Source organism: Robertkochia sediminum (genome assembly GCF_016786255.1).
Taxonomy (GTDB): Bacteria; Bacteroidota; Bacteroidia; order Flavobacteriales; family Flavobacteriaceae; genus Robertkochia; species Robertkochia sediminum.
This window is the reverse complement of sequence record NZ_JADMKT010000077.1, coordinates 82,124-105,930: the sequence shown is the minus strand read 5'-3', so window position 1 is coordinate 105,930 and position 23,807 is coordinate 82,124. Positions and strand designations below refer to the sequence as shown.

The following is a 23,807-nucleotide window of genomic DNA, read 5'->3' as shown; positions in this document are numbered from 1 at the left end:
ATGCTCCTGTTCAAAACCGAAAGACTGGAAATTAGAGAAATGAAGGAAAGTGACCTGGAGCTGTTCATAGAGTTGCTATCCGACCCCAGGGTCATCGACCCCATACCCCAGCCCAGATGGACCGAAGAAGAGATCAGGGCGAAGTTTGAGATCTTTACAGACTACCCTGAAGCCCCACTGACCAGGGAAAAGATCACCTGGGGTGTTTATGAAACAGGCAGCAAAGAACTAATCGGTTTCTGCGCCCTTTTAACCAATGATGAAAACCAACGGGAGATCGGATATCGATTCCGCACAAAATATTGGGGAAAGGGCTATGGTACCGAATTGACCCGCCACATGATAGATCATTATTTCAACGTATTGGGTATAAATACACTTGCAGCCGATGTAAATGTTGAAAATATTCCCTCAGCAAAAATCCTCGATAAATTCTTTACTCCGGTAAGAGAATTTTATAATAAGCGTGATCAATGTACCGATCGCAGATATATCCTTAAGAAGGAAGATTGGCCCAAGCGAATGGACTCATGCTAAAAATCATAGCCCCTATTGAAGGGAACAAAAAAAGCGCAGGACATCCTGCGCTTTTCCTTTTTAAGGTATGTGCTCATTACATTGCCCCCCACTCTTTGAGAGACTTTTTGTTCAAAGCAACATAATCCATATTACCGGCTTTTTCTGCTCCTGCAAGTGAAGCTTTAGCTGCAGCGATAGCGCCTTTGGCATCACCCATTCCTGCATGGATAAGTGACTTCTGACGCAGCATCCAGTAAGGAGCTTCGCCGCGGTTAGCAGTTTCCATTTCGATCGCCTTATCCATCCAGGCCTTGGCCTTGTTCAGATCAAGCCCTTCCTCCAGGTAGTATACAGCAGAACTGAAATACGCATTGGCACCAGGTCCGGCCATAGTCTTTTCAATACTCGCCGTGGCCAGCTCTTTGGTTGGCACCTCAAAAGGCATGGAAACCATAGCATTCTCCCACATGATATCCATGGTTGCTCCGTTGTTGGTCAGATTTCCGAATCCGATGGTAAAGCTCTCCACCTTAAATGGCAATTTTGTAACTTCAGAAGTAACCTTAGCTACCACTTTGCTTTCGTCCCACTCTCTCGGAGCTCCCCAGTTGTTGGTGTCACTGTACAGCATAATATCCCATGACTTTTCTCCGGGAATACTAAATACCGCATAGGTTCCTTCCTTTACTTCCTTACCGCCAACGGTAACATCGGTATCAAAAGTGATGGTGGTATTGGCATTGGCTCCGGTTCTCCATAGCTTATTGTAAGGCACCAGATCTCCAAAAATGGTACGTCCCTTCATAGAAGGCCTGGAATAGTCCACCTCCACTTCGGTAAGACCTACAACCTGCTCCACCTCAGCAGCAGGGCTGGGTTGTGGCGTTTCTACCTGGGCCATTCCGGTAAAGGACGCCGCTATAAAACAAACAGATAAGAGTACTTTTTTCATTGTTGTGATGATTAAAATTGGTTTTTGAACAGTCCGAATTTAGCAATTAAGACCTATTATTCCTGTTAACAAAACAATAAATAGCTAAATACCTAAGGATTAAGCTTAAACTGACAGATCTCCACCAATCTATATTGTTTAACTTTATTTTTTAATTATTAAACAATATTCTTTGTAATTTCGAATAACAAGGAAATACTTATGAAATTATACAAGATCCATACACGACAAAAGCTTCCGATAAGTGTTGAAGAAGCCTGGGATTTCTTATCTGATCCGGCCAACCTGAAAGCGATCACCCCCGAACATATGGGCTTTGAGATCACTTCCGGCGCAGATCGCAAGATGTATCCCGGACAGATCATTCAATACATTGTTAAACCATTTCCGTGGATAGCCACCAAATGGGTAACGGAGATCACTCATGTTGAACCGGGAAAATATTTTGTAGATGAGCAACGTTTTGGGCCGTATGCCCTCTGGCATCACAAGCACTTTATCACTCCGGTGGAAGGTGGCGTTGAAATGGAAGACATTGTAGATTACAAACTTCCTTTCGGGATCCTCGGACAGTTCATGCACTGGCTCGTGGTTAAAAAACAATTGAAAACCATCTTTGATCACCGCAAGGAAAGACTCATAGAGTTATTCGGAACGGTAAAAGGTGATGTACGCATCATCGAAATGAAACCTGCATAAAAAAACACTTATGAAAAAGAATATACTCATCATCGGCGGATCTCATGGAATAGGACGGGAAGTCGTTCGGATGATGCACAAAGACTATCAAATATTTACTGCCTGCAGAACCGAAGGAGAACTCAATAGCCTCCCTGTTCAATACCAGGAATACGATGTGCTCAACGATAGCCCGGATGCACTGCAACTCCCTGAAGAGATACACGGATTTGTTTACTGTCCGGGAAGCATCAATCTCCGCCCTTTCAAAATGCTCTCTGAAAAGGATTTCCGGGAGGACATGGAGGTGAATTTCTTTGCACTTACCTGCATACTACCAAAAGTACTTGCTAAGATGCAAGAGGGCTCCAGCATGGTTTTCTACAGCACTGTAGCCGTGCAAACAGGTATGCCCTTTCATACCAGTGTGGCTGCCGCAAAGGGTGCTATTGAAGGTTTTGCCCGGGCACTAGCTGCGGAGTACACCCCTAAGATCAGGGTGAATGTCATAGCTCCCTCCCTCACCGACACCCCTTTGGCAGAACGATTATTGAATAACGACGGGAAAAAACAGAAGATGAGCGAAAGACACCCCCTCAAGTCGGTCGGAACCGCAGAAGATATGGCAAAAATGACTACCTTTCTGTTAACAGACGATTCCAGATGGATAACCGGACAGGTATTTAAGGTAGATGGAGGGATCTCTGCACTGAACATCAATTAACCATCAAAGCAACTTTGTGCGTAAACCATCTGTAAACATCTTTTGGTTCAGAAGAGACCTCCGACTGGACGACAACAAAGGATTGCAGGAAGCCTTAAAGGGCAACCTGCCTGTGCTTCCCATTTTTATTTTCGACAAAAATATCCTGAACAAGCTCCCGAAAAATGACGCGAGAGTTACCTTTATTCACGACCGGATAACGAAAATGAGAGAAGAACTGCAAACATCATACGGCAGTTCGCTTGGGGTATATCACGACACTCCGGTCAATGTTTTTTCTTCCCTGCTCGAAGATTTCGAGATCGAAGCCGTTTTCACCAACCACGATTATGAGCCCTATGCCGAACGCAGGGACAACCAGGTGTACGACCTTTTCGAACAGGAATACATCGAATTCAATTCGTTCAAAGACCAAGTGATCTTTGAAAAGAGCGAGGTGGTCAAAGATGATGGCGACCCCTATGTGGTGTACACTCCCTACATGAAAAAATGGAAACAAACTCTGGGCGATACGCTGCCTGAGATATTCGAGATCCCGCCCTATGGCGACAATTTCCTGAAAATCTCTGAACTCCCCTTTTGTTCCCTTGAAGAAATAGGATTTACCAGATCGGATATTGAAGTACCGGACTACGATCTGGATCCACAGCTCATCAGGGATTATGAAAATTCAAGAAACTTCCCCGCCAAAGAGGGAACTTCCCGTATTGGTCCGCACCTTCGCTTTGGTACTATTGGCATACGTTCTGTTTATCGCAAAGCCATGGCCGAAAAAAATGAGACCTTTTTAAACGAATTGATCTGGAGAGAGTTCTTTATGCAGATCCTCTGGCATTTCCCTCATACACGTAAGGAGAGCTTTAAAAAGAAATACGACCGCATTGCGTGGCGTAATAACGAGAAGGAGTTTGAGCAGTGGTGCAAGGGCTGTACCGGTTATCCGCTCGTCGATGCCGGAATGCGGGAGCTCAATGCTACCGGATATATGCATAACCGCGTTCGCATGCTTGTTGCGAGCTTTCTTTGCAAGCATCTGCTTATAGACTGGCGCTGGGGCGAGGCGTATTTCGCCGAAAAACTTCTCGACTATGAAATGTCTTCGAATGTAGGCAACTGGCAATGGGCTGCAGGTAGCGGCGTTGATGCCGCGCCTTACTTCAGGATCTTTAATCCGATCACCCAGGTAAGCAAGTTCGATAAAGATCATAAGTACATCAAAAAATGGGTGCCCGAATACGATTCCGACAACTACGTTACTCCTATCGTCGATCACAAAGAAGCCCGCGAACGTTGTTTGGCGACGTATAAGGAGGCGGTAAGTTAAAAAAAAGCCCCCCAAACGGGAGGCTTTCCTTATTTTAAAATTTCCGGAGGGAGATTACTCTCCTTTTCCTTCCATTTTGTCTTTCAATGCTTGCAGTTGCTCGTTAGCATCACCAAGGGTAGCTTTCTTTTCAGTTTGCTTACTTCTCTTGGCAGCAGCTTTAACGTTACGCTGCTCCTCTTCTTTGAAGATGGCAGTGTGAGAAGCTACAACTTTCTTGAAGTCTTTGTTGAACTCAATTACTTTGAATTCAGCAGTTTCTCCTTTTTTAAGCTTCTTACCGTCTTCTTTCTCAAGGTGACGTGATGGAACAAAGGCAGTGATATCATCGTTAAATTTGATGGTAGCACCTTTGTCTACGATCTCGTCAAGTTCTGCAGTGTGAACGGTTCCTTCACCGAACTCAGCCTCATACTTATCCCATGGGTTCTCCTGGGTTTGTTTGTGACCAAGGCTCAGTTTACGTCCGTCTACATCCAATTCAAGAACTTCTACTTCAAGCTCATCACCAACGTTTACAAACTCTGATGGGTGCTTGATCTTCTTAGTCCAAGAAAGGTCTGAGATATAGATAAGTCCGTCGATACCTTCTTCAAGCTCTACGAATACACCGAAGTTGGTGAAGTTACGAACAATACCTTTGTGCTTAGAACCTACAGGGTACTTGGTAGTAATGTCGGTCCATGGGTCTGGAGTAAGTTGCTTGATACCAAGAGACATCTTGCGCTCTTCTCTGTCCAGAGTAAGGATCACAGCTTCTACTTCATCACCAACCTTAACGAAATCTTGTGCAGATCTCAGGTGGGTAGACCAAGACATTTCTGAAACGTGGATAAGTCCTTCAACTCCTTCAGCTACTTCGATAAATGCACCGTAATCTGCGATCACAACTACTTTACCTTTCACCTTGTCTCCTACTGCTACTTCTTCTCCAAGAGCATCCCATGGGTGCTTCTGAAGCTGCTTAAGACCAAGTTGGATTCTTGACTTGTTATCATCGAAGTCAAGGATAACCACGTTAAGTTTCTGATCAAGTTCAACAACCTCGTTCGGGTGATTGATACGTGACCAAGAAAGATCTGTAATGTGGATAAGACCGTCAACACCTCCAAGGTCGATGAATACACCGTAAGAAGTAATGTTCTTAACAGTACCTTCAAGTACCTGACCTTTTTCAAGCTGCCCGATGATCTCTTTTTTCTGCTCTTCGATATCTGCTTCGATAAGTGCTTTGTGAGAAACAACAACGTTTTTGAACTCGTGGTTGATCTTAACCACTTTGAATTCCATTGTTTTTCCTACGTATGCATCGTAATCGCGAATAGGCTTAACATCGATCTGAGAACCTGGAAGGAACGCCTCGATTCCGAATACGTCAACGATCATACCTCCTTTAGTTCTGCACTTCACGTAACCGTTAACGATCTCACCTTTGTCGTGAGCGTTGTTAACACGGTCCCATGCTTTAATGGTTCTCGCTTTTCTGTGTGAAAGTACAAGCTGTCCTGTCTTATCTTCTCTTACGTCGATAAGTACTTCAACCTTGTCTCCTAGTTTAAGATCAGGGTTGTAACGGAATTCGTTAAGAGAGATCACCCCTTCAGACTTAGCGTTGATGTCAATGATCGCTTCTCTGTCGGTAAGGTGAACAACAGTTCCTTCTACTACTTCCTCATCTGCTGTATCTACGAAGTTCTCTTCAACGAGTGCTTCGAACTCCTTAAGTTTGTCGTCTTCAACAGGATCAATTCCTTCTTCGTAATTGTGCCAGTTAAAGTTGTCAAGGAATTCTTGTTTTGATACAGTTTCCTTTTGTACTTCCTGAGCTTCTGCTCCTTTGTTTTCTTTAGTTTCAGCCATTTTTGCTGAGTTAAATTTGTATTCCGTGAAACGAGAAAGAGGCTAAGCACTCACCCACAGAAGATGTTCATATTTAAAACTTTATAACCCTTTTCACCTCTTCAATCTGCCAAAAAGGAGTGCAAAAATACAATTATATGTTTTGATTCACAATAGGATATCAAAAAAAAGAGCGCAAGCTTTCACCTGCACTCTTCTGATCTTCAACTTATTCTTTCCGCTTAACCGGCCGATCCTTTTGCTATCAGGTCTTTTGCATGGCTCAGAATACGCTCGAACTGTTCTGCTTCGCCCATATCGCTATTATCGATCTCCACAGCATCTTCTGCCATGACCAAGGGTGAATCTTTACGGGTAGAATCGGCATGATCACGTGATTCTACATTGTGAAGCACTTCCTCAAAGCTAATGTCCTCGCCGCGCTCCAGCAGTTCCTTATACCTACGGGTAGCTCTGATCCTGGAACTTGCTGTCATGAAAAGTTTGAGTTCGGCATCGGGAAATACAACGGTACCTATATCCCTTCCGTCCATAACCACTCCTTTATCCTTGCCAATAAGGCGTTGTTGCTCTACCAGTTTTTTGCGAACCTCCGGCATGGCGGCTACGGCACTTACCAAACCGGAAACCTCCATGGTCCTGATGGCTTTTTCTACATTCTCGCCATTAAGACAGATCTCTGCCTTTCCGTTCTGACCATTCTTCTCGAAGACCAGTTCGATATCGGGAAGGCTGCTTATGAGTGCTTCCTTATTCACTCCGCCATTGGCCTGATCTACGAATCCGTTTCTCAGGGCATATAGCGTTACCGCCCTGTACATGGCGCCCGAATCTACATAGATGTAATCCAGGGCCTTTGCCAGTTCTCTGGCTACTGTGCTTTTTCCCGTTGAGGAATGTCCGTCAATGGCAATGGTGATCCTGCCCATTTGCTATAGTGTTTTAGCGTTCTTAACCTTTTGGTTGGTGATCGCAATATCGATCACCTCCTTCATTTCTTTTACGTAGTGGAACTTCAGTCCCTTGAGGTATTCTTCCTTGATCTCTTCCACATCCCTGCGATTCTCTTCACAGAGAATGATCTCTTTGATCCTTGCTCGTTTGGCAGCGAGGATCTTTTCTTTAATTCCTCCTACCGGCAATACCTTCCCTCTCAGGGTGATCTCCCCGGTCATGGCGAGGCTCTTCTTCACCTTGCGCTGTGTGAACAGCGACACCAGTGAGGTAAGCATAGTGATCCCTGCGCTGGGGCCATCTTTAGGCGTGGCGCCTTCCGGCACGTGAATGTGAACATTGTACTTTTCGAGTACGGCAGGCTCAATACCCCACAGTTCGGCATTCGACTTGATGTATTCCATAGCGATGGTAGCCGATTCTTTCATCACCTGCCCCAGGTTTCCGGTGATCGTAAGATTCCCTTTTCCTTTGGTCAGGATCGATTCTATAAACAGGATATCCCCTCCAACACTCGTCCATGCCAGTCCGGTTACTACGCCGGCAACATCGTTATTCTCGTATTTATCGCGTTCCAGACGTGGTGGTCCGAGCACTTCTTCGATATCTTCTACGGTAACTTTTACGTTGTATTCTTCTTCCATGGCGATCGACTTGGCCGCATGACGCACCATCTTAGCGATCTTCTTATCGAGGCTACGCACTCCCGATTCGCGGGTATAGCCTTCGACGATCTTCTCCATCTCGCGCTTTCCGATCTTCAGGGCATCCTTTTTCATCCCGTGCTCCTTGAGCTGTTTCGGTAAAAGGTGACGCTTGGCGATCTCTACCTTCTCTTCAATGGTATACCCGGTCACATTGATGATCTCCATACGGTCTCGCAAAGCCGGCTGAATGGTGGCCAGGCTATTGGCCGTAGCAATGAACATCACCTTCGAGAGGTCATACCCCATTTCGAGGAAATTATCGTGGAACTCACTGTTCTGTTCCGGGTCGAGCACCTCGAGCATGGCCGAAGAAGGGTCACCGCTATGGCTCACCGACAGCTTATCGATCTCGTCGAGTATGAATACCGGATTCGAAGTTCCTGCTTTCTTGATACTTTGAATGATACGTCCGGGCATGGCTCCGATATAGGTTTTACGATGCCCGCGAATCTCGGCCTCATCTCTGAGTCCGCCAAGTGACATGCGCACGTACTCTCTGCCCAGGGCCTCTGCCACCGACTTCCCTAAAGAGGTTTTACCCACTCCCGGAGGTCCGTACAAACAAAGAATAGGCGATTTCATATCGTTTCTCAGCTTCAGTACGGCCAGGTACTCGATAATACGCTTCTTCACATCTTCGAGTCCGTAGTGGTCTCTGTCGAGAATGCGCTGGGCTCTTTTGAGATCGAATTGGTCCTTAGAGAATTCTTCCCATGGTAATTCGAGGAACAGCTCCAGGTAATTGCGCTGTATGGAGTATTCGGCTACCTGCGGATTCATACGCTGTAGCTTCATGAGTTCTTTATCGAAATGCTCCCCAACCTTTTTGGTCCACTTCTTTGTTTTGGCCTGATTACGCATCTCCTCGATCTCTGCTTCAGACGAAACACCACCAAGCTCTTCCTGTATGGTCTTCATTTGCTGGTGGAGGAAGTATTCGCGCTGCTGCTGATCCATATCAGATCGTACTTTGCTCTGAATATCGTTCTTCAGGGCCAGCTTCTGAAACTCCATGTTCATGTGCTTCAGGGTCTCCAAAGCACGTTCCCGGAGGTTGCTATTCTCTAAAAGTTCCTGTTTATCTTTTACTTCCAGGTTCATATTGGAAGAGATAAAGTTGATCAGGAACGATTTACTCTCAATATTCTTAATGGCAAAGGTTGCCTCGGTGGGGATGTTCGGACTTTCCTTGATGATCTGCAGGGCCAGCTCCTTGACAGAGTCGATAATGGTATCGAATTCGGTCTGGTCTTCCGGCTTCTCCTCTTTCATATCAGAAATAGTAGCCGTAAAATAAGGCTCTTCGGCAATGATCTCATCGATCTGGAAACGTTTTTTACCCTGAATGATCACTGTAGTATTCCCATCGGGCATTTTAAGCACACGGAGTATGCGGGCCACCGTACCTACACGATGCAGGTCTTTGGCTTCCGGGTCTTCAATGTTCTCATCCTTTTGGGCTACCACCCCGATCACCTTGGTGCCGTTACTGGCATCCTTGATGAGCTTGATCGATTTGTCTCTTCCTGCGGTGATCGGGATCACTACTCCGGGAAACAAAACGGTATTTCTGAGGGGTAAGATCGGTAACGTTTCCGGAAGGGCCTCGTTATTGATCTCTTCCTCATCCTCAGGGGTCATCAAAGGAATGAGTTCGGCATCCTCATCAAAATTCTGTAATGACAAACTGTCAATATTTAAAAACTTATTGTTGCTCATAATCTTTTTGCGGTCATTCTGTCACTAAGACAGGGGATTTCTTCTTTTTCAACATGGCCATCCCGGTGGGTTTCACTTTCAAATACAGCTTATTAACACTATGTTGCACCGGTTCGGCATCTTCATAGGACAATAGCTGTGCCACTTTTAATACCGGAGGGCCTGAGACACCTACGTCTTTCTTCAGGCTAAAAAAACAAGGGTGTAAAATTACGCATCATTCTGCTTATTCTCGTGCGAATCAAATATTTTTATAGAAAGTGTAACAATTGCCTTTCGCAGGCATCTTTAGAATAAACAGATACTTTTTGAGCCAAAGTAATGTACATAATGAGCTGTTAATTGAACGGTGCAGAAAGGGAGACCAAAAAGCACAGATGGCCGTTTACAAGGCGTATTACGCTGCCATGTATAACACCGCTGTTCGCATTGTCAAGGATCCTTATGAGGCCGAAGACGTCATGCAGGAGTCTTTCCTGGCTGCCTTTACCAAGATCGACAGTTTTAAAGGAGAGGTTACTTTCGGGGCCTGGTTGAAACGTATTGTGATCAACAACAGCATTCAACATTACCGAAAGAAGCAAAAAGCAAATGAAATACCTCTCGATGTGGTAGAATACAGGGTTGAAGACCAGGAAGGCTTTGTTCCTGATCATGAGTTGACCAATATAAAGGCTCAAAAAGTATTGCAGACCATGAAGATGTTGAAGGACAATTACAGAGTGGCTTTAACCCTGTTTTTAATAGAAGGTTACGACTACGAAGAAATAAGTGAGATCATGGATATAAGCTACGCGAATTGTCGTACTACGATATCCAGGGCAAAAGAAAAATTAAGACAGAACCTAAACGCAATGGCATATGAATAAGCAGGATCCCATAGAGCAACTATTTACTTCGCTGGAAGGGCAATTCGATACCGAAATGCCGGCTCCGGGTCACGAAGCACGTTTCCTGAAAAAGCTTCAGGACACAGAGCAGTCCAAAGCCAAAGAACGCAAGCGCCCGATCTGGACGATCGTTTCTATTGCGGCATCCATAGCCCTGATCCTTACGGTAGGCTTACAGATCGTCCAGCAAAACAACAGCGCCATTGAGGCCGATCCGGAATTTGCAAAAACCGAAAACTATTTTGCTTCGGTACTCAAGACAGAGATCGAAAAGCTGGAAGCAGAGAACGACCCCATTGCTAAAAAACTGGTAGACGACACCATGCTTCAGCTGGGGAAACTCGAGGCCGATTATGCAAAATTAAAAGAAGCCGTTGATCAACCGGGAGACCAAAAACTTATTCTCCACGCCATGATCACCAATTTCCAAACACGAATCAACCTGTTACAGGACGTACTAAATAAGATCGAAGAAATCAAAAATCTAAAAAACGACAATTATGAAAACCATGTTATTTAAGCTTACCCTGATCGGCTTGTTAATTCCGCAGATCACCTTTGGATTTTCAGAGCCGGGTTTCAGTGGGAAGCACACAAAAGAGAAGACCATAAAAAAGGAGTTTTCGGTAAATGCCGATGCCCTGCTTAAGGTGGACAACAGTTACGGAAACCTCTACATTACTACCTGGAAAGAAAACAGAACGGTTATAGAGGTCCATATTAAAACCAACAGCAACAACGAAGAAAAGGCACAGAAAAAACTCGATCAGATCGACGTGGTCTTTGATGCTTCCTCTTCCCAGGTTAGCGCTAAGACCGTATTCGAGAAGAGCGGTTGGAGCTGGGGATGGGGCAATAACAACAACGTGAGCATGGAGATCAATTACACCATTAAACTCCCTGTAACCAATACTGTCGATCTGAGCAACGATTACGGTAGTATCAACCTGGATCGCATCGATGGCAAGGCGAAGATAAGCTGCGACTACGGTAAGCTTATGCTGGGTGATCTCAACGCCAAAGGCAATGAGCTGAGCTTTGACTACACCAATAATTCTGAAATAAATTTCATGAATTCCGGTAACATAAGTGCCGATTACTCGTCTTACAGGGTAGAAGATGCCAACGAGCTTTATATCAGCGCCGATTACACCAAAAGTTCTGTAGGAGCGGTAAAAAGCCTGAGCTACAACTGTGATTACGGAAACATCCAGGTAGACCAGGCAGGGAGCATAGAGGGTAAAGGTGATTACCTCACCGTAAAACTCGGGAGTATTAGCTCCGGGTTAAGCATAAGTTCAGATTACGGGTCAATACAGGTAGACAGGATCACTGGGGGTGATGTAAACATCAATTCAGATTATACCGGGATCAAGCTCGGGATCGCAGATAGCTATGACTTCGACTTTGAAATGGACCTGAGTTACGCCGGACTTGGTGGCGACAGAGACGGTTTCGATTTTAAGGTGCAGCGGGAGAAGTCACATGAAAACTATTACCAGGGAAGCAGAGGCAGCAGTGGTAAGAATACCTTAAAGATCAATTCTGAATACGGATCGGTCAGATTCAAAGTAAATTAAATCATCATAAAATTTAATCTAATCATCAATCATAAAATTATCAGTAATGAAAAATCTAGTTTTAGCCATCGTAGCACTACTTACCGTAAACCTTAGCCAGGCACAATGGTGGGGCAGTGAAAAAGTAAAAGGTAACGGCGATGTAACGACCAAGACCATCAGTACCGAACCTTACGATAAGATCAGTATAGCGGGGAACTTTGATGTTACCCTGGTCGAAGGTACGGAAGGTATGATCACGGTAGAGGCCGAATCCAACCTCTTTGAACATATGGAGATCGAGGCCAAAAAGGGAAAACTTAAAGTTGGATCTGAAGACGGATACGAACTGAAGCCCAGCAGCGGGAATAAGATCCTGGTAACCATCCCGGTTAAAGACCTTGACGAAATCAACCTTGCCGGTTCCGGTTCGGTGGTTACCGATATCATCCTACAGGGGGAATTCATGGAGTTTAACCTTGCCGGATCGGGGGACATGGTACTTAAGGCAGATGCCACTAATGTACAGGCGAATATCGCCGGTTCGGGGGACATCAAACTCCAGGGAAAAGCAAAATCAGCCGATTTCAATATTGCCGGTTCCGGTGATATTGAAGCCTATGAATTAGCGGCAGGTGATGTTGATGCCAATATCGCAGGATCAGGAGATATCATGACGACCTGCAATGGGATCCTGGATGCCAATATCGTTGGTTCGGGTGATGTGAATTACAAGGGAACCCCTACCAAAGAAAAAACCAGCAGTATGGGGTCTGGTGATGTCAGAAAAAAAGGCTGATCACCCCAATACAGTAAACAATCCAATACAGAAAAGCCCGTGGCCATTAAGCCACGGGCTTTTTTATGAAACTAAAAACCCATCATTACATATAGACGAATGCCTTAGTTTATACTTTCCTCTTCCCGGGGAGTCGTCTCCAGAGAAAAACGTACAAAAGTATCTGTACGGTCATCGTAGCGGTAGTGCAACTCCCAGAAATTATCTTCCCAAATGTGCAACCATAGTTCTGTGGTATCAGGGTCTATGGTCTCAATCGTGATTTGCTTGGCCCTCACAGGTAATTGGATTGGGCTATACGTAAGTCTTTTCGCAGGCTTGAACCAAAGTTTTACAGCTCCCTCACTGTCCCGGGTCGTAAAATACAGTCCGCTGCGATTGGCGCCAAAATCGGCGATCATTTCGCTTTCAAATTCGGCAACCACTTCGTCGGCATTAGAAATATCGGGCCAACGATACTGTGCAGCCATCAGGCGATAATTGGGCGCATTGGTATCGGTCTTGTAATACACAAAGCGGTCTCCCACGCAGAAATCGGTAACGCGGTCGGCTTCCAGGGCCAAGGGCTCCCAATGCGATGGCTGCAGGATATCTCCCTTATGCCTGTATATCTTTAGCAGATCGTCGTCGGTACGCACCACCCCGATCACGGTACTAAGAGCCTCGTTATAAAATACTCTGGGAATCTCAGCGTCGCGAATATCGGCACCGGAGGCAACACGTGAGGAGAAATACTCCCGGTCTTCATCGGCCACGGTACCCACCTTGTGAATATAAGACTTGCTTTTAAGTCTGAATTTGGGATCTTTTGCATCTTCTGATGCCCAGCGATGGTAAAGAATGTGTTCGCCGTCAGGAAGCCATGATATGCACTCAGAGGATATATCAGACACGTAATTATCAATGACCCTTGCCTCGAGATCTACCATTACCAGGTCGCTTAATTGTGTATCACAGGTCGTTAAGGTGATGGCGATCTTTCGCGAATCAATGTCGGGATACAATCCGGATACCGTATAGATATCTTCTTCTGCACAAGCGTAAGAATCGGGTTCGAAGAGCAGTACTTCCTCTGCCTCTGCCGAAGCGCGATAGAATACCTTACCTATGGCTCCTTCAAAAAAATCTTTAACATAGAAATAGCTCCCATCCTTACCCACGGTTAAGAAGCTCACTCCATCTATGTCTGCATGTCTTGCCGGGTTTCGATCTGCTGCAGCATTCCAGATCCTGGATTGGGAGGCAATATTCGGATCATGCCCCTTGATCACTGAAGAATTTACCGGCTGCTGGGCGTATACCCATCCTAAGGACAGCAGGAAAAGCAGTAAAAAACCATGATTTTTCATATGATAATATTTTGATGATTTTCAACTTATGGGGGCATAAATAGGACTTCCGTAATTTTACTTTGAATTTCATCAAGATTTACCCGTTAAACAATGAGAATAATCATAATTTCAAAAAGAAAACCCCGCGGAATTCACCGCGGGGTTTTTATTATATGAGCTGTATAAAGGATCAGGCATTCACCTCTTCCGGACTCTCAACGGTAGCCAGGTAACGCTCTGCGTCAAGGGCTGCCATACATCCGGTTCCGGCTGCTGTAATGGCCTGTCTGTACTCTTTATCCTGTACATCACCACTGGCAAATACACCCGGTTTATTGGTCTTGGTCGATTTACCGTGGGTAATGATGTACCCGGTATCATCCATATCCAATTGTCCTTTAAAGATATCTGTGTTAGGCTTATGTCCGATAGCGATAAAGAGTCCGGTAATAGCGATCTCTTCTTTCTCTCCGGTTTGATTGTTCACCACTCGTAAACCTTCAACTACCTGCTCTCCGAGCACCTCATCAACTTCGGTGAAGTACTTTACTTCGAGGTTAGGAGTGTTTTCCACACGGTGCTGCATGGCCTTAGAGGCACGCATTTCACCTTTTCTAACCAGCATGGTCACTTTGTTACAAATATTGGCGAGGTAGGTTGCCTCCTCAGCAGCGGTATCACCACCACCTACGATAGCCACATCCTGACCTTTGTAGAAAAATCCGTCGCAAACGGCGCAAGCAGAAACTCCTCCTCCACGCAGCTTTTGCTCACTGGGAAGACCAAGGTACTTGGCAGTAGCCCCGGTAGCAATGATCACGGTCTCGGCTTCGATCTTCGTGGTATTATCCACCTCTACCTCGTGAATTCCACCTACCTTATCGCTAAGGTTCACCTTGGTTACCATACCAATACGAACTTCAGTACCAAAACGCTCGGCCTGTTGCTGAAGCTGAACCATCATGGTTGGTCCGTCTACCCCTTCAGGATATCCGGGAAAGTTATCTACTTCGGTCGTTGTGGTAAGCTGACCACCCGGTTCCATTCCCGTATACATAACGGGCTTCATATCGGCTCTGGCCGCATAGATGGCTGCAGTATATCCTGCAGGACCTGAACCTATAATCAAACACTTTATTCTTTCCACTTTATCTGACATAATATAATTTCAATTTTAATTCAAAAGTAAATGTTTTGCTTCAAAGCACTTGCTAAAAAAAATAAAAAATACCAACAGGCTATACACACCAAGACTCCACAAGCACGCCAACACCTAACAATCTGACTAACAGTTATTTATTGCTCTTAATTTTGTATCTTAAGGGTGCAAACCCGCTAACCATTTAAAATATTTCTCGTTATGAAAATAGTTTCTTACGCACTAATAACCGTTCTGGTTCTGGCACTTTTTTCGGGCACTACTCCGGAAGAGCGATCCAACCTCATGAGTCTGGAGGGCACCTGGGAACAGGTTAATCAATATACCTATGACGGGGAAAAAATTGTCGACACCGTGGAGCCCACTGAAGGGTACAGGCAAATTAAAATGTTCTATAACGGCAAGGTCATGTGGTCCCGCTTTGTGCCTCAGGATTCTGTAGAATGGTTTGCATATGGTAGTTATGAGGCTACCGACTCCACCCTCACAGAAACCCTGGAATATGGCTCAGCCTCCATGATGAAGGTTATAGATACAGCCCGAGTATTCAGTTTCAAACTAATCCTCAAAGAGAACTGGTACAGTCAGATCCAAACAGACTCCAACGGAAATCCGCTCTTTTCAGAAAACTACCGGCGTGTAGATTAGCCGCCAGGTACTTCATATATAACAGGCCATGACCCTAACTGGTGTTCATGGCCTGTTTCTACGACTTCTTTTAGTGCGGCAATTTGCTTCTGAGCAGTCCGTACACCCATGTACCTATCAATGCCCCGCCAATAACCACGAGTATAGGCCAGTATCCGGCACCGGTAAGGGTGAACATAGGTCCGGGACAAGCTCCGGCAAGTGCCCATCCTAATCCGAAGAACAATCCTCCGATCAGGTAACGCGGCACGCTCATATCTTTTGGAGGAACAACGATCTGTTCTCCGTCAAAAGTTTTGATCTTTCCTCTGTTGATCAGTTGCATGATAATAACCCCAAGGAACAGGGCCGAACCAATAATGCCGTACATATGGAACGACTTGAACTGAAACATTTCATAAATGCGAAACCAGGAAGCAGCTTCAGATTTAAACATGGTGATCCCGAAGAGTGCACCAACAGCCAGGTAAAATAATCCTCTTTTCATGTGATTCCTTTTTCGTTTTTAAAAAATTAATGGGAACAGGAAGTTGATCATGATCAATCCCCCGGCAAAAAAGCCGATCACGGCAATAAGCGATGGCAACTGCAGGCTACTCATACCGCTAATAGCATGTCCGGAAGTACATCCTCCAGCATAGCGAGCGCCAAAACCAACTAAAAATCCGCCAAGTAATAACAATCCAAGGGTTACCGGATTCTCAAAGGCTTCTGCCGAAAACAGGTTTGCTGGCAGGTACGATGTGCCGGCACCTTCAAATCCCATCTCGTTAAGTTGGATCACCACCTCCGGATGTAAAGCCACTACAGGGTCTTTACTGAGGAAGTTCATGGCGATATATCCGCCGATAACCGCTCCGGCAACCACCAACATATTCCATTTTTGAGCCTTCCAGTCGAATCTGAAGAAGTCACTGGTTTTTCCGGCTCCGGCAATGGTACAAAAGGTTCTTAGATTGGCCGACATTCCGAAGTTCTTTCCGGCCATTAAAAGAATTAACATGATCAAAGCGATCATAGGCCCGGCAACATACCAGGGCCATGGTTCATAGATCCAGTCCATATCAAATATGATTTTATGCAAATAAAAGATAAACCGCCCGAACGGTCTGTAACATAGGTTACCAAAGCCGGGCATGAAAAAGGCGGCCCTGATGGGCCGCCCGCAACTAAAACTAATTATGCTTTATACTTTCTCCCCCTTCATCATTTTCTCCCAATACAGGTAAGGAAGAATATATTTCTTAAGCATCCACAATCTCCAGTGCTCTTTAGAAGAATCTGAGATGAGCATGAGTTTCATCTTTGGATCCGGAGTAAAGTTGTTGTTATAATCAAACTCCGCAAGAGCCATCTTACCGTAACCGGTTACCAGCGGACAAGAGCTGTATCCGTTGTAAGACTTGTTATCGGCTTCTTTACTGGCCATTAATTTCAAAATATTGTCGATCACTACCGGTACCTGCTTTCTAACAGCAGCACCTGTTTTTGCAGTCGGTAAACCGGCTACATCCCCCAAACTGAAAATATTAGGGAACTTTTTGTGTTGCAGTGAATATTGATCTACATCTACCCAGCCTTCTGCATTAACCAGTTCAGAATTTCTTACGAATTCCGGTGCAGCCTGAGGCGGTGCAAGGTGTAAGAGATCGAAAGGCACCTCGATCAGACCATCGTCAAGGATCTTAGCCCCTAATTTGTTCAGGTGCTCCATTGGTGGCTGAGCTTCTTCCCCTATATACTGGTAATAGATCTTCTGGTTCTTACCATCGATCTTAACGGGAGCCATATAGGTATTGAACGACATTTGGTAACGATCGAGCACCTTTAAAAGCGTCTCGCGAATCTCCGGTACGGCAAATACAGTGGTTCCCGGAGTGATGAAAGCCGCATTGGTCTTGGACTGCAATCCGTTCTTTCTGATGTAGTCTCCCGCCAGGTAAGCGATCTTCTGAGGAGCACCACCACATTTAATGGCACCAGTTGGCTGTGTAAAGATGGCGTTCCCCCCTTTGAAGTTCTTAAGCACTTCCCAAGTGTGTTTAGGGTCGGTGTAATTACTACATACCACCCCTTTACCGAGAGCTTCTCGCAGCCCTTCCATACGATCCAGGTCCATAACCAGTCCCGGAGCTACCACCAGGTAATCGTATTCAATGTCTCCTGATTTCTCGGTTTTTACTTTATTATTGGCCGTATCGAATCCGGTTGCTTTGTCCTTGATCCAGGTCACTCCTTTAGGAATAAGGTCGGCTTCCTGGCGTACGGTCTTTTCGTAGTCAAAGGTTCCGGCTCCAACTAAGGTCCACGCCGGCTGGTAATAGTGTTTATCTGAAGGTTCAATCAAAGCTATCTGGAGGTCTTTTTTCGCTTTTTTAAGCTGGGCCGCGGTCATAATCCCCGCAGTACCACCTCCAATAATTAGTACCTGATATTTCATTTTTGTTATGGTTTATTTGTTATAAATTTAATCATTTTTCGCATGCGATACCATGACAATTGTTAGCTTCAACCTTCAGGGTCAACACCTTACGACCTCACCTTCCCAGTAGCGCAACTTACTACAGATCTGGCCTTTGTAAGGATCCCGTTCTCCTCTTCTACCGAAGGGTATCCCAATTGCTTTAGTATCTGTTTAACCTCAAGGGGAGTGTGGGCGTTTTCGTGTTCAACAACTACAGCTCCGTCATCCAACAACACCTCGATACCATGAACATCTTCTTCCTGGTTAAGCCTGGAAGTAATGGTTTTTGCGCATCCTCCGCATTTTAGGTTCTGAATAATAATTCTGGTTCTCATGCAATTTTATTTTTTCTTTTTTTCTTATTTCCAATTCAATATGCCGCCTCGCAGATCACAGACCTTTTTGAAACCCATTCGGGTGAGAATCCTGCTGGCCGTTTTACTCCGGCTACCACTACGGCAATAGAGATAGACAGGCTTTTCCCGGTCCAGGGTATCACAGTATGACTTAAAATCGCTACTTCGAAAAATATCGACATTTACTGCTCCGTCAAGATGCCCCTGTTCAAACTCTCCATGAGTGCGCACATCCAACAGGACAGGCACTCCTTTCCCCAGGTGTTCTCTAAATGTCTCCGGAGGTAACACCTCAATATTTTCGAGATGTACAGGAAAAAAGGTTTCTCTCAACAGATCTAAGAACATAGTGAAGCTTTACATTTAAAAAAAGGAAGCAGCCGAAAACGAATCCGACTACTTCCCAATCCAACCAATAATGATCAAAACATTAAATAAAAGGCCTTACATTACATCAATAAGTCCCGGCCTTATAACAATTATCTGAAGCTAAATTACGATGAAACCTAAGCACAGGCAGTAACATAGGTTACACTTAGCCGATTATTTACAAGGTTGTCGGACAAACGTAGTCGGTTACCTGAACTCCAACTTCCTTGATCTCATTAATCCCCCCTGAAACATTGATCAGGTTATGCACTCCACGGGCCTTAAGAATAGAACAGGCGATCATACTCCTGTAGCCTCCTTCGCAGTGTAAAAAGAAATTCTGATCTTCGGGAAGTTCCTTCCAGTGGTCGTTCAAAAGGTCTAACGGAATATTTTCGGCATCAACCACCCTTTCGGAAAGGTACTCGCTCTCTTTACGTACATCGATCACAGGGATCGGATTTTCGTCGAGGACCTCCTTAAAATAAGGTGCCGGTACGGTATCTACCGTATCGTATTCCTTGCTGGCCTTCTTCCAGGTTTCGAATCCACCCTTGAGGTATCCCATGGCATTATCAAAACCTACACGCGACAAGCGGGTAACGGCTTCTTCCACACGATCTTCATCAACAACGAGAAGGATCTTCTGATGCACATCGGCAACCAGGGCACCAACCCAGGGAGCGAAATCACCATCGAGTCCGATAAAGATCGACCTCGGAATATGTCCTTTGGTAAAATCATCCTCATGGCGCACATCAAGCACCATAGCTCCGGTCTCATTGACCACACGCTCGAATGCCTCAGCATCGAGGGCTTGCATCCCGCGCTCCAGAACCTGATCGATATCCTCATATCCTTCCTTGTTCATTTTAACATTGAGCGGGAAGTATTTTGGAGGAGGCAACAATCCATCGGTCACTTCCTTCACGAATTCTTCTTTGGTCATATCGGCCCTAAGCGCGTAATTCACTTTCTTTTGGTTCCCCAAAGTGTCTACGGTCTCTTTCATCATATTCTTACCACAGGCAGAACCGGCACCGTGGGCAGGGTATACGATCACCTCATCACCTAAAGGCATGATCTTATTTCTCAAGCTGTCAAATAAGGTCTCCGCCAGCTGTTCCTGGGTCATATCGGCAGCTTTTTGCGCAAGGTCAGGACGACCTACATCCCCAAGAAAGAGGGTGTCTCCCGTAAAAAGGGCGTGGTCTTTTCCTTCAGCATCCCTTAACAGGTAAGTGGTACTCTCCATGGTATGCCCCGGCGTATGCATTACTTTAATGGTTATATCACCCAGAGGGAACTCCTGTCCGTCTTCTGCAATAAGAGCGTCGAAGGACGGATTAGCAAGCGGGCCGAATACTACCGGAGCACCACTTTGTTTGGCAAGGGTAAGGTGACCACTCACAAAGTCTGCGTGAAAGTGGGTTTCGAAAATGTATTTGATAGATGCATTGTCGGCTTTGGCCTTATCAAGGTAAGGCTGCACCTCACGAAGGGGATCAATGATCGCCACTTCTCCTTTACTTTCAATATAATAGGCGCCCTGAGCAAGACATCCCGTATATATTTGTTCGATTCTCATAGTGATATTTTTTTATAGTTGTAAAATTAAAATGAACCATCGCCACCCCCAGTAACAAAGGTTACAAACAAAAAAAGGCCCCGAAAAATCGGAGCCTTAAACAACCTAGAACACCCAGCATTATAAGATTAAAGCAGGGTAGTTGGGCATACGTATTCTGATTTTGGAAGATCAGATTCTTTTATACAATCAAATCCGCAACTTACATCTGCCAGATTTTCCCATCCTCTTTGCTTCAGCATGGAAGCTGCAAGCATACTGCGGTAACCACTACCACAATGCAGGTAGAATTTCTTGTCTTTAGGGAATTCAGCAAGATGCTTATTGATCTCATTCAGTGGTACGTTCTCTGCACCGATAAGATGCTCAGAATCGAACTCACTCTTCTTTCTCACATCAAAAACCAGCAGGTCTTCACTGTAGAGATCCTTAAATTCTTCAATATTAACACGCTCGACCGTATCAACCTCTTTTCCTGCTTTTCGCCAGGTTTCGAAGCCACCTTCCAGGTATCCGAGAACCCCATCGTACCCTACTCTTGAAAGACGGGTGATCGACTCTTCTTCTTTCCCCGGTTCGGTAACCAGCAGGATCTGTTGTTTTACATCAGGGATCATCTCTCCTACCCAGGGAGCAAAGTTCCCGTCAAGGGAGATATTGATACTGTTCGGAATAAAGCCTTTTGCAAAATCCTCATCGTGTCGGGTATCGAGCACCAAGGGCATTGCCGCATTGGCTGTAAGTTCGAACTCCTCGGCGTTCATAGGGGTTTCTGCCCTGTCCATCACATCGTCAAAGCTGTCATACCCTTTGATGTTCATCAATACGTTCTGAGGAAAATACCCCGGAGGTGCGGTGAGTCCGGTAAGCAGTTCCTTGATGAACTCCTCTTTGGTCATATCGGCCCTTAGGGCGTAATTCGTTTTCTTCTGATTGCCCAGGGTATCGGTAGTTTCCTGGCTCATCATCTTACCACAGGCCGATCCGGCACCGTGGTTCGGATAAACGATCAGGTCGTCGCTTAGTGGCATGATCTTATTTCTAAGCGAGTCGAACAAATGACCGGCAAGCTTTTCTTCTGTAAGGTCGGAAACCACGTGTTGTGCCAGGTCAGGACGACCTACATCACCAATAAACAAGGTGTCTCCGGTAATGATACCGTGTTCTTTTCCGTTTTCATCGATCAGGAGGTATGTGGTACTCTCCATGGTATGTCCGGGGGTGTGGATCACTTTTACCTTATATTTCCCAACCTCAAAAGTCTGTCCGTCTTCAGCAATAAGCGCGTCGTACGCTGGTTTCGCATTTGGACCAAAAACAATAGCTGCACCGGTCTTCTTCTGCAGGTCCAGGTGACCACTTACAAAATCGGCATGAAAGTGTGTTTCGAAAACATATTTGATCTTGGCACCGTCTTTTTCGGCACGGTCCAGATATGGCTGTACCTCGCGAAGCGGATCAAAGATCGCCGCCTCTCCATCGCTCACTATATAATAAGCTGCGTGAGCGAGGCATCCTGTATAAATTTGTTCGATTTTCATAATTATCTAATGGTTTAAATTTGTGTAGACAAAACTATAACAGGGGTTTAGGGTTTTCAGTATCAATTGTTACAAAGGTCAACCAACTAAAACAAAAAAAGGCTGATCACCGTCAGCCTTTCTCATAGTTATGTAATAAAAATCCCTAAATTAATTCTTTGATAATGATGTAGATCCCCATGATCAGGACGAACCAACCAAAGCCTTTTTTGAGCTTTTCGCCCGGAATGAACTTATTGAGCCAGATCCCGATAAATATACCAACGATGGAAATCGCGGTGAAGGTTAGCAGGAATTCCCATTGGATCTCCAGGTTCTCCACATCGCCAATAAATCCGATAAGTGATTTGATGGCTATAATGAGTAATGACGTTGCTACAGCCTTCTTCATAGGCAATTTCGCGAGCAACACCAGGGCCGGAATAATGAGGAACCCTCCTCCGGCTCCTACGATACCTGTAAGCACACCTACCACGGCACCTTCAAGGATGATCAACGGATAATTATAGGATACCTCCTCCGGTTCACCATTACCTTTATCTTTTCTTCCTCTGATCATCGATACAGAGGCCAAAAGCATAATAATGGCGAAGAATATCATGATCGCTACATCTTTCGTGAGCGTAAAGGTTCCCACAGTAAACAGCTCTTCGGGAATAGCCGGAACAAGGAACTTACGAGTACTGTATACCGCTATAAATGCGGGAACAGCAAAAACGAGTGCTGTACGGAAATCGACCAGATTTTTACGGATATTCTTTACCGCTCCTACCAAGGATGTAGACCCCACAATAAACAGAGAATAAGCAGTAGCTACCACAGGTTCAATAGCGAGAAGATAAACCAGTACGGGAACGGTTAGGATAGAACCTCCTCCACCAATAAGTCCGAGGACCAAACCAATAAGTAATGCTCCGATATACCCCAGGATCTGATAAAAAATTTCCATAAGCGCAATTTCTTTTTTGGCAAAGATAGCTGGCGCTAATACAGGCTACAGTAACATATGTTACAATAAGAGGCTTCCTACAGGTCGATGATCTTAATATAGTTTCTGTGAAGCTTTATCTTACCTTCATTTTCCAGGGCTTTCAATAATCTGGAGATCACCACTCTGGAGGTATGCAGGTCGTATGCTATTTGCTGATGCGTAGTTTCGATACAGTCGTCTTGTATGATCTTCGCCTTATCGCGTAAATACTTCATCAGGCGCTCGTCCATTTTAAGAAAGGCGATCGTATCTATGGTTTCGAGCATTTCATTGAGGCGTAATTGATAGCTGTTCAGTACAAAACTTCTCCAGGTATGAAAATTAGCCATCCACTCTTCCATTTTCTGAACAGGGATCATGATCATTCGCGTGTCTTTTTCTGCGACGGCTCTCACCTCACTTTTATGATGCCCCATACAACAGGTCATGGTCATGGCACAGGTATCACCCCTCTCGAGAAAATACAGCAGGAGTTCATCTCCCTCAGAATCTTCGCGCATGATCTTGATCGCACCGGAAATAAGCAGGGGCATAGATTTTACATAATCACCGATCTCGATGAGTTTGCTTCCTGCAGGAACTTCCTTATAGGTACCTACCTGATTGATCTCGTTAATAAGTCCGTCCTCAAAAAGGTGGCCATAATTGCGTTGCAGTTCGTTTAGCATGGGGTGA

At 45.2% G+C, this 23,807-nt stretch carries 24 protein-coding genes; 9 read left to right on the top strand and 15 right to left on the bottom strand.

What is annotated here, in order from left to right; translation table 11 throughout:
* Positions 1-537: a GNAT family N-acetyltransferase gene (locus IS446_RS10365; protein ID WP_203060439.1), complete on the top strand. Its 537-nt coding sequence runs from the start codon at positions 1-3 to the stop codon at positions 535-537.
* A 76-nt stretch (positions 538-613) separates the two neighbouring features.
* Here the strand turns inward: IS446_RS10365 and IS446_RS10360 are convergent, their stop codons facing one another.
* Entirely contained in the window at positions 614-1,471 is an 858-nt protein-coding gene (locus tag IS446_RS10360; RefSeq protein ID WP_203060437.1) for a DUF2911 domain-containing protein, read from the bottom strand.
* 201 nt (positions 1,472-1,672) lie between these two features.
* Here IS446_RS10360 and IS446_RS10355 point away from each other — a divergent pair, with 201 nt between their 5' ends.
* The 3 genes from IS446_RS10355 to IS446_RS10345 are packed head-to-tail and all read left to right on the top strand — an operon-like array spanning position 1,673 to position 4,197.
* Complete coding sequence (locus IS446_RS10355; RefSeq protein ID WP_203060436.1) at positions 1,673-2,170, top strand: SRPBCC family protein; 498 nt, start codon at positions 1,673-1,675, stop codon at positions 2,168-2,170.
* Positions 2,171-2,180: 10 nt separating this feature from the next.
* Entirely contained in the window at positions 2,181-2,873 is a 693-nt protein-coding gene (locus IS446_RS10350; protein WP_203060434.1) for an SDR family NAD(P)-dependent oxidoreductase, read from the top strand.
* A gap of 16 nt (positions 2,874-2,889) precedes the next feature.
* Complete coding sequence (locus tag IS446_RS10345; protein ID WP_203060432.1) at positions 2,890-4,197, top strand: cryptochrome/photolyase family protein; 1,308 nt, start codon at positions 2,890-2,892, stop codon at positions 4,195-4,197.
* Positions 4,198-4,251: 54 nt separating this feature from the next.
* Here IS446_RS10345 and rpsA read toward each other — a convergent pair whose 3' ends face one another.
* The 3 genes from rpsA to lon form a co-directional block, all read right to left on the bottom strand.
* Complete coding sequence (rpsA, locus tag IS446_RS10340) at positions 4,252-6,057, bottom strand: 30S ribosomal protein S1 (protein WP_203060430.1); 1,806 nt, start codon at positions 6,055-6,057, stop codon at positions 4,252-4,254.
* A gap of 221 nt (positions 6,058-6,278) precedes the next feature.
* Positions 6,279-6,986 (bottom strand): (d)CMP kinase, encoded by a 708-nt coding sequence (cmk, locus tag IS446_RS10335; protein ID WP_203060429.1) that lies wholly within the window; start codon positions 6,984-6,986, stop codon positions 6,279-6,281.
* A 3-nt stretch (positions 6,987-6,989) separates the two neighbouring features.
* Positions 6,990-9,437: an endopeptidase La gene (gene lon / locus IS446_RS10330; RefSeq protein WP_203060427.1), complete on the bottom strand. Its 2,448-nt coding sequence runs from the start codon at positions 9,435-9,437 to the stop codon at positions 6,990-6,992.
* A gap of 308 nt (positions 9,438-9,745) precedes the next feature.
* On the opposite strand from lon, the gene IS446_RS10325 reads away from it, so the two are divergent.
* The 4 genes from IS446_RS10325 to IS446_RS10310 are packed head-to-tail and all read left to right on the top strand — an operon-like array spanning position 9,746 to position 12,685.
* The gene (locus tag IS446_RS10325) at positions 9,746-10,306 is read left to right on the top strand and encodes an RNA polymerase sigma factor (protein ID WP_203060425.1); all 561 of its coding nucleotides are present in this window, start codon (positions 9,746-9,748) and stop codon (positions 10,304-10,306) included.
* Complete coding sequence (locus IS446_RS10320) at positions 10,299-10,847, top strand: hypothetical protein (protein WP_203060423.1); 549 nt, start codon at positions 10,299-10,301, stop codon at positions 10,845-10,847. The genes IS446_RS10325 and IS446_RS10320 overlap by 8 nt, the downstream gene beginning before the upstream one ends.
* Positions 10,828-11,907, top strand: a complete 1,080-nt coding sequence (locus IS446_RS10315) for a hypothetical protein (RefSeq protein ID WP_203060421.1) — start codon at positions 10,828-10,830, stop codon at positions 11,905-11,907. The genes IS446_RS10320 and IS446_RS10315 overlap by 20 nt, the downstream gene beginning before the upstream one ends.
* Positions 11,908-11,953: 46 nt before the next feature.
* A complete protein-coding gene (locus tag IS446_RS10310) occupies positions 11,954-12,685 on the top strand; it encodes a head GIN domain-containing protein (protein ID WP_203060419.1) in 732 nt (243 codons plus the stop codon).
* Between the two features lie 104 nt (positions 12,686-12,789).
* Here the strand turns inward: IS446_RS10310 and IS446_RS10305 are convergent, their stop codons facing one another.
* Together IS446_RS10305 and trxB are read right to left on the bottom strand one after the other, a co-directional pair.
* A complete protein-coding gene (locus IS446_RS10305; RefSeq protein WP_203060417.1) occupies positions 12,790-14,034 on the bottom strand; it encodes a beta-propeller domain-containing protein in 1,245 nt (414 codons plus the stop codon).
* A gap of 172 nt (positions 14,035-14,206) precedes the next feature.
* Positions 14,207-15,175, bottom strand: a complete 969-nt coding sequence (trxB, locus tag IS446_RS10300; RefSeq protein WP_203060416.1) for a thioredoxin-disulfide reductase — start codon at positions 15,173-15,175, stop codon at positions 14,207-14,209.
* 201 nt (positions 15,176-15,376) lie between these two features.
* Here trxB and IS446_RS10295 point away from each other — a divergent pair, with 201 nt between their 5' ends.
* Positions 15,377-15,823, top strand: coding sequence for a hypothetical protein (locus IS446_RS10295; RefSeq protein ID WP_203060414.1), 447 nt, complete (start codon positions 15,377-15,379; stop codon positions 15,821-15,823).
* 70 nt (positions 15,824-15,893) lie between these two features.
* Here IS446_RS10295 and IS446_RS10290 read toward each other — a convergent pair whose 3' ends face one another.
* From IS446_RS10290 to IS446_RS10250, 9 genes are all read right to left on the bottom strand, one after another.
* Entirely contained in the window at positions 15,894-16,310 is a 417-nt protein-coding gene (locus tag IS446_RS10290) for a YeeE/YedE family protein (protein WP_203060412.1), read from the bottom strand.
* A gap of 18 nt (positions 16,311-16,328) precedes the next feature.
* A complete protein-coding gene (locus tag IS446_RS10285) occupies positions 16,329-16,886 on the bottom strand; it encodes a YeeE/YedE family protein (protein ID WP_203060411.1) in 558 nt (185 codons plus the stop codon).
* 123 nt (positions 16,887-17,009) lie between these two features.
* The gene (locus tag IS446_RS10280; RefSeq protein ID WP_203060409.1) at positions 17,010-18,263 is read right to left on the bottom strand and encodes an NAD(P)/FAD-dependent oxidoreductase; all 1,254 of its coding nucleotides are present in this window, start codon (positions 18,261-18,263) and stop codon (positions 17,010-17,012) included.
* Positions 18,264-18,352: 89 nt separating this feature from the next.
* Positions 18,353-18,622 (bottom strand): heavy-metal-associated domain-containing protein, encoded by a 270-nt coding sequence (locus IS446_RS10275; protein WP_203060408.1) that lies wholly within the window; start codon positions 18,620-18,622, stop codon positions 18,353-18,355.
* A 24-nt stretch (positions 18,623-18,646) separates the two neighbouring features.
* Positions 18,647-18,991, bottom strand: coding sequence for a rhodanese-like domain-containing protein (locus IS446_RS10270; RefSeq protein ID WP_203060406.1), 345 nt, complete (start codon positions 18,989-18,991; stop codon positions 18,647-18,649).
* A gap of 199 nt (positions 18,992-19,190) precedes the next feature.
* Complete coding sequence (locus tag IS446_RS10265) at positions 19,191-20,600, bottom strand: MBL fold metallo-hydrolase (protein ID WP_203060404.1); 1,410 nt, start codon at positions 20,598-20,600, stop codon at positions 19,191-19,193.
* 128 nt (positions 20,601-20,728) lie between these two features.
* Complete coding sequence (locus tag IS446_RS10260) at positions 20,729-22,141, bottom strand: MBL fold metallo-hydrolase (RefSeq protein WP_203060403.1); 1,413 nt, start codon at positions 22,139-22,141, stop codon at positions 20,729-20,731.
* Positions 22,142-22,286: 145 nt separating this feature from the next.
* On the bottom strand, positions 22,287-23,090 hold the full coding sequence (locus IS446_RS10255; RefSeq protein ID WP_203060401.1) for a sulfite exporter TauE/SafE family protein: 804 nt from the start codon (positions 23,088-23,090) through the stop codon (positions 22,287-22,289).
* A 77-nt stretch (positions 23,091-23,167) separates the two neighbouring features.
* On the bottom strand, positions 23,168-23,800 hold the full coding sequence (locus tag IS446_RS10250; RefSeq protein WP_203060400.1) for a Crp/Fnr family transcriptional regulator: 633 nt from the start codon (positions 23,798-23,800) through the stop codon (positions 23,168-23,170).
* Positions 23,801-23,807 lie beyond the last annotated feature (7 nt).

Coding starts and splice junctions, on each gene's coding strand:
- trxB (WP_203060416.1), bottom strand. CDS start 15,175: ATGTCAGATAAAGTGGAAAGAATAAAGTGTTTGATTATAGGTTCAGGT.
- IS446_RS10270 (WP_203060406.1), bottom strand. CDS start 18,991: ATGTTCTTAGATCTGTTGAGAGAAACCTTTTTTCCTGTACATCTCGAA.
- IS446_RS10290 (WP_203060412.1), bottom strand. CDS start 16,310: ATGAAAAGAGGATTATTTTACCTGGCTGTTGGTGCACTCTTCGGGATC.
- lon (WP_203060427.1), bottom strand. CDS start 9,437: ATGAGCAACAATAAGTTTTTAAATATTGACAGTTTGTCATTACAGAAT.
- IS446_RS10260 (WP_203060403.1), bottom strand. CDS start 22,141: ATGAAAATCGAACAAATTTATACAGGATGCCTCGCTCACGCAGCTTAT.
- IS446_RS10315 (WP_203060421.1), top strand. CDS start 10,828: ATGAAAACCATGTTATTTAAGCTTACCCTGATCGGCTTGTTAATTCCG.
- IS446_RS10310 (WP_203060419.1), top strand. CDS start 11,954: ATGAAAAATCTAGTTTTAGCCATCGTAGCACTACTTACCGTAAACCTT.
- IS446_RS10285 (WP_203060411.1), bottom strand. CDS start 16,886: ATGGACTGGATCTATGAACCATGGCCCTGGTATGTTGCCGGGCCTATG.
- IS446_RS10275 (WP_203060408.1), bottom strand. CDS start 18,622: ATGAGAACCAGAATTATTATTCAGAACCTAAAATGCGGAGGATGCGCA.
- cmk (WP_203060429.1), bottom strand. CDS start 6,986: ATGGGCAGGATCACCATTGCCATTGACGGACATTCCTCAACGGGAAAA.
- IS446_RS10280 (WP_203060409.1), bottom strand. CDS start 18,263: ATGAAATATCAGGTACTAATTATTGGAGGTGGTACTGCGGGGATTATG.
- rpsA (WP_203060430.1), bottom strand. CDS start 6,057: ATGGCTGAAACTAAAGAAAACAAAGGAGCAGAAGCTCAGGAAGTACAA.
- IS446_RS10320 (WP_203060423.1), top strand. CDS start 10,299: ATGAATAAGCAGGATCCCATAGAGCAACTATTTACTTCGCTGGAAGGG.
- IS446_RS10360 (WP_203060437.1), bottom strand. CDS start 1,471: ATGAAAAAAGTACTCTTATCTGTTTGTTTTATAGCGGCGTCCTTTACC.
- IS446_RS10305 (WP_203060417.1), bottom strand. CDS start 14,034: ATGAAAAATCATGGTTTTTTACTGCTTTTCCTGCTGTCCTTAGGATGG.
- IS446_RS10355 (WP_203060436.1), top strand. CDS start 1,673: ATGAAATTATACAAGATCCATACACGACAAAAGCTTCCGATAAGTGTT.
- IS446_RS10350 (WP_203060434.1), top strand. CDS start 2,181: ATGAAAAAGAATATACTCATCATCGGCGGATCTCATGGAATAGGACGG.
- IS446_RS10365 (WP_203060439.1), top strand. CDS start 1: ATGCTCCTGTTCAAAACCGAAAGACTGGAAATTAGAGAAATGAAGGAA.
- IS446_RS10295 (WP_203060414.1), top strand. CDS start 15,377: ATGAAAATAGTTTCTTACGCACTAATAACCGTTCTGGTTCTGGCACTT.
- IS446_RS10265 (WP_203060404.1), bottom strand. CDS start 20,600: ATGAGAATCGAACAAATATATACGGGATGTCTTGCTCAGGGCGCCTAT.
- IS446_RS10255 (WP_203060401.1), bottom strand. CDS start 23,090: ATGGAAATTTTTTATCAGATCCTGGGGTATATCGGAGCATTACTTATT.
- IS446_RS10250 (WP_203060400.1), bottom strand. CDS start 23,800: ATGCTAAACGAACTGCAACGCAATTATGGCCACCTTTTTGAGGACGGA.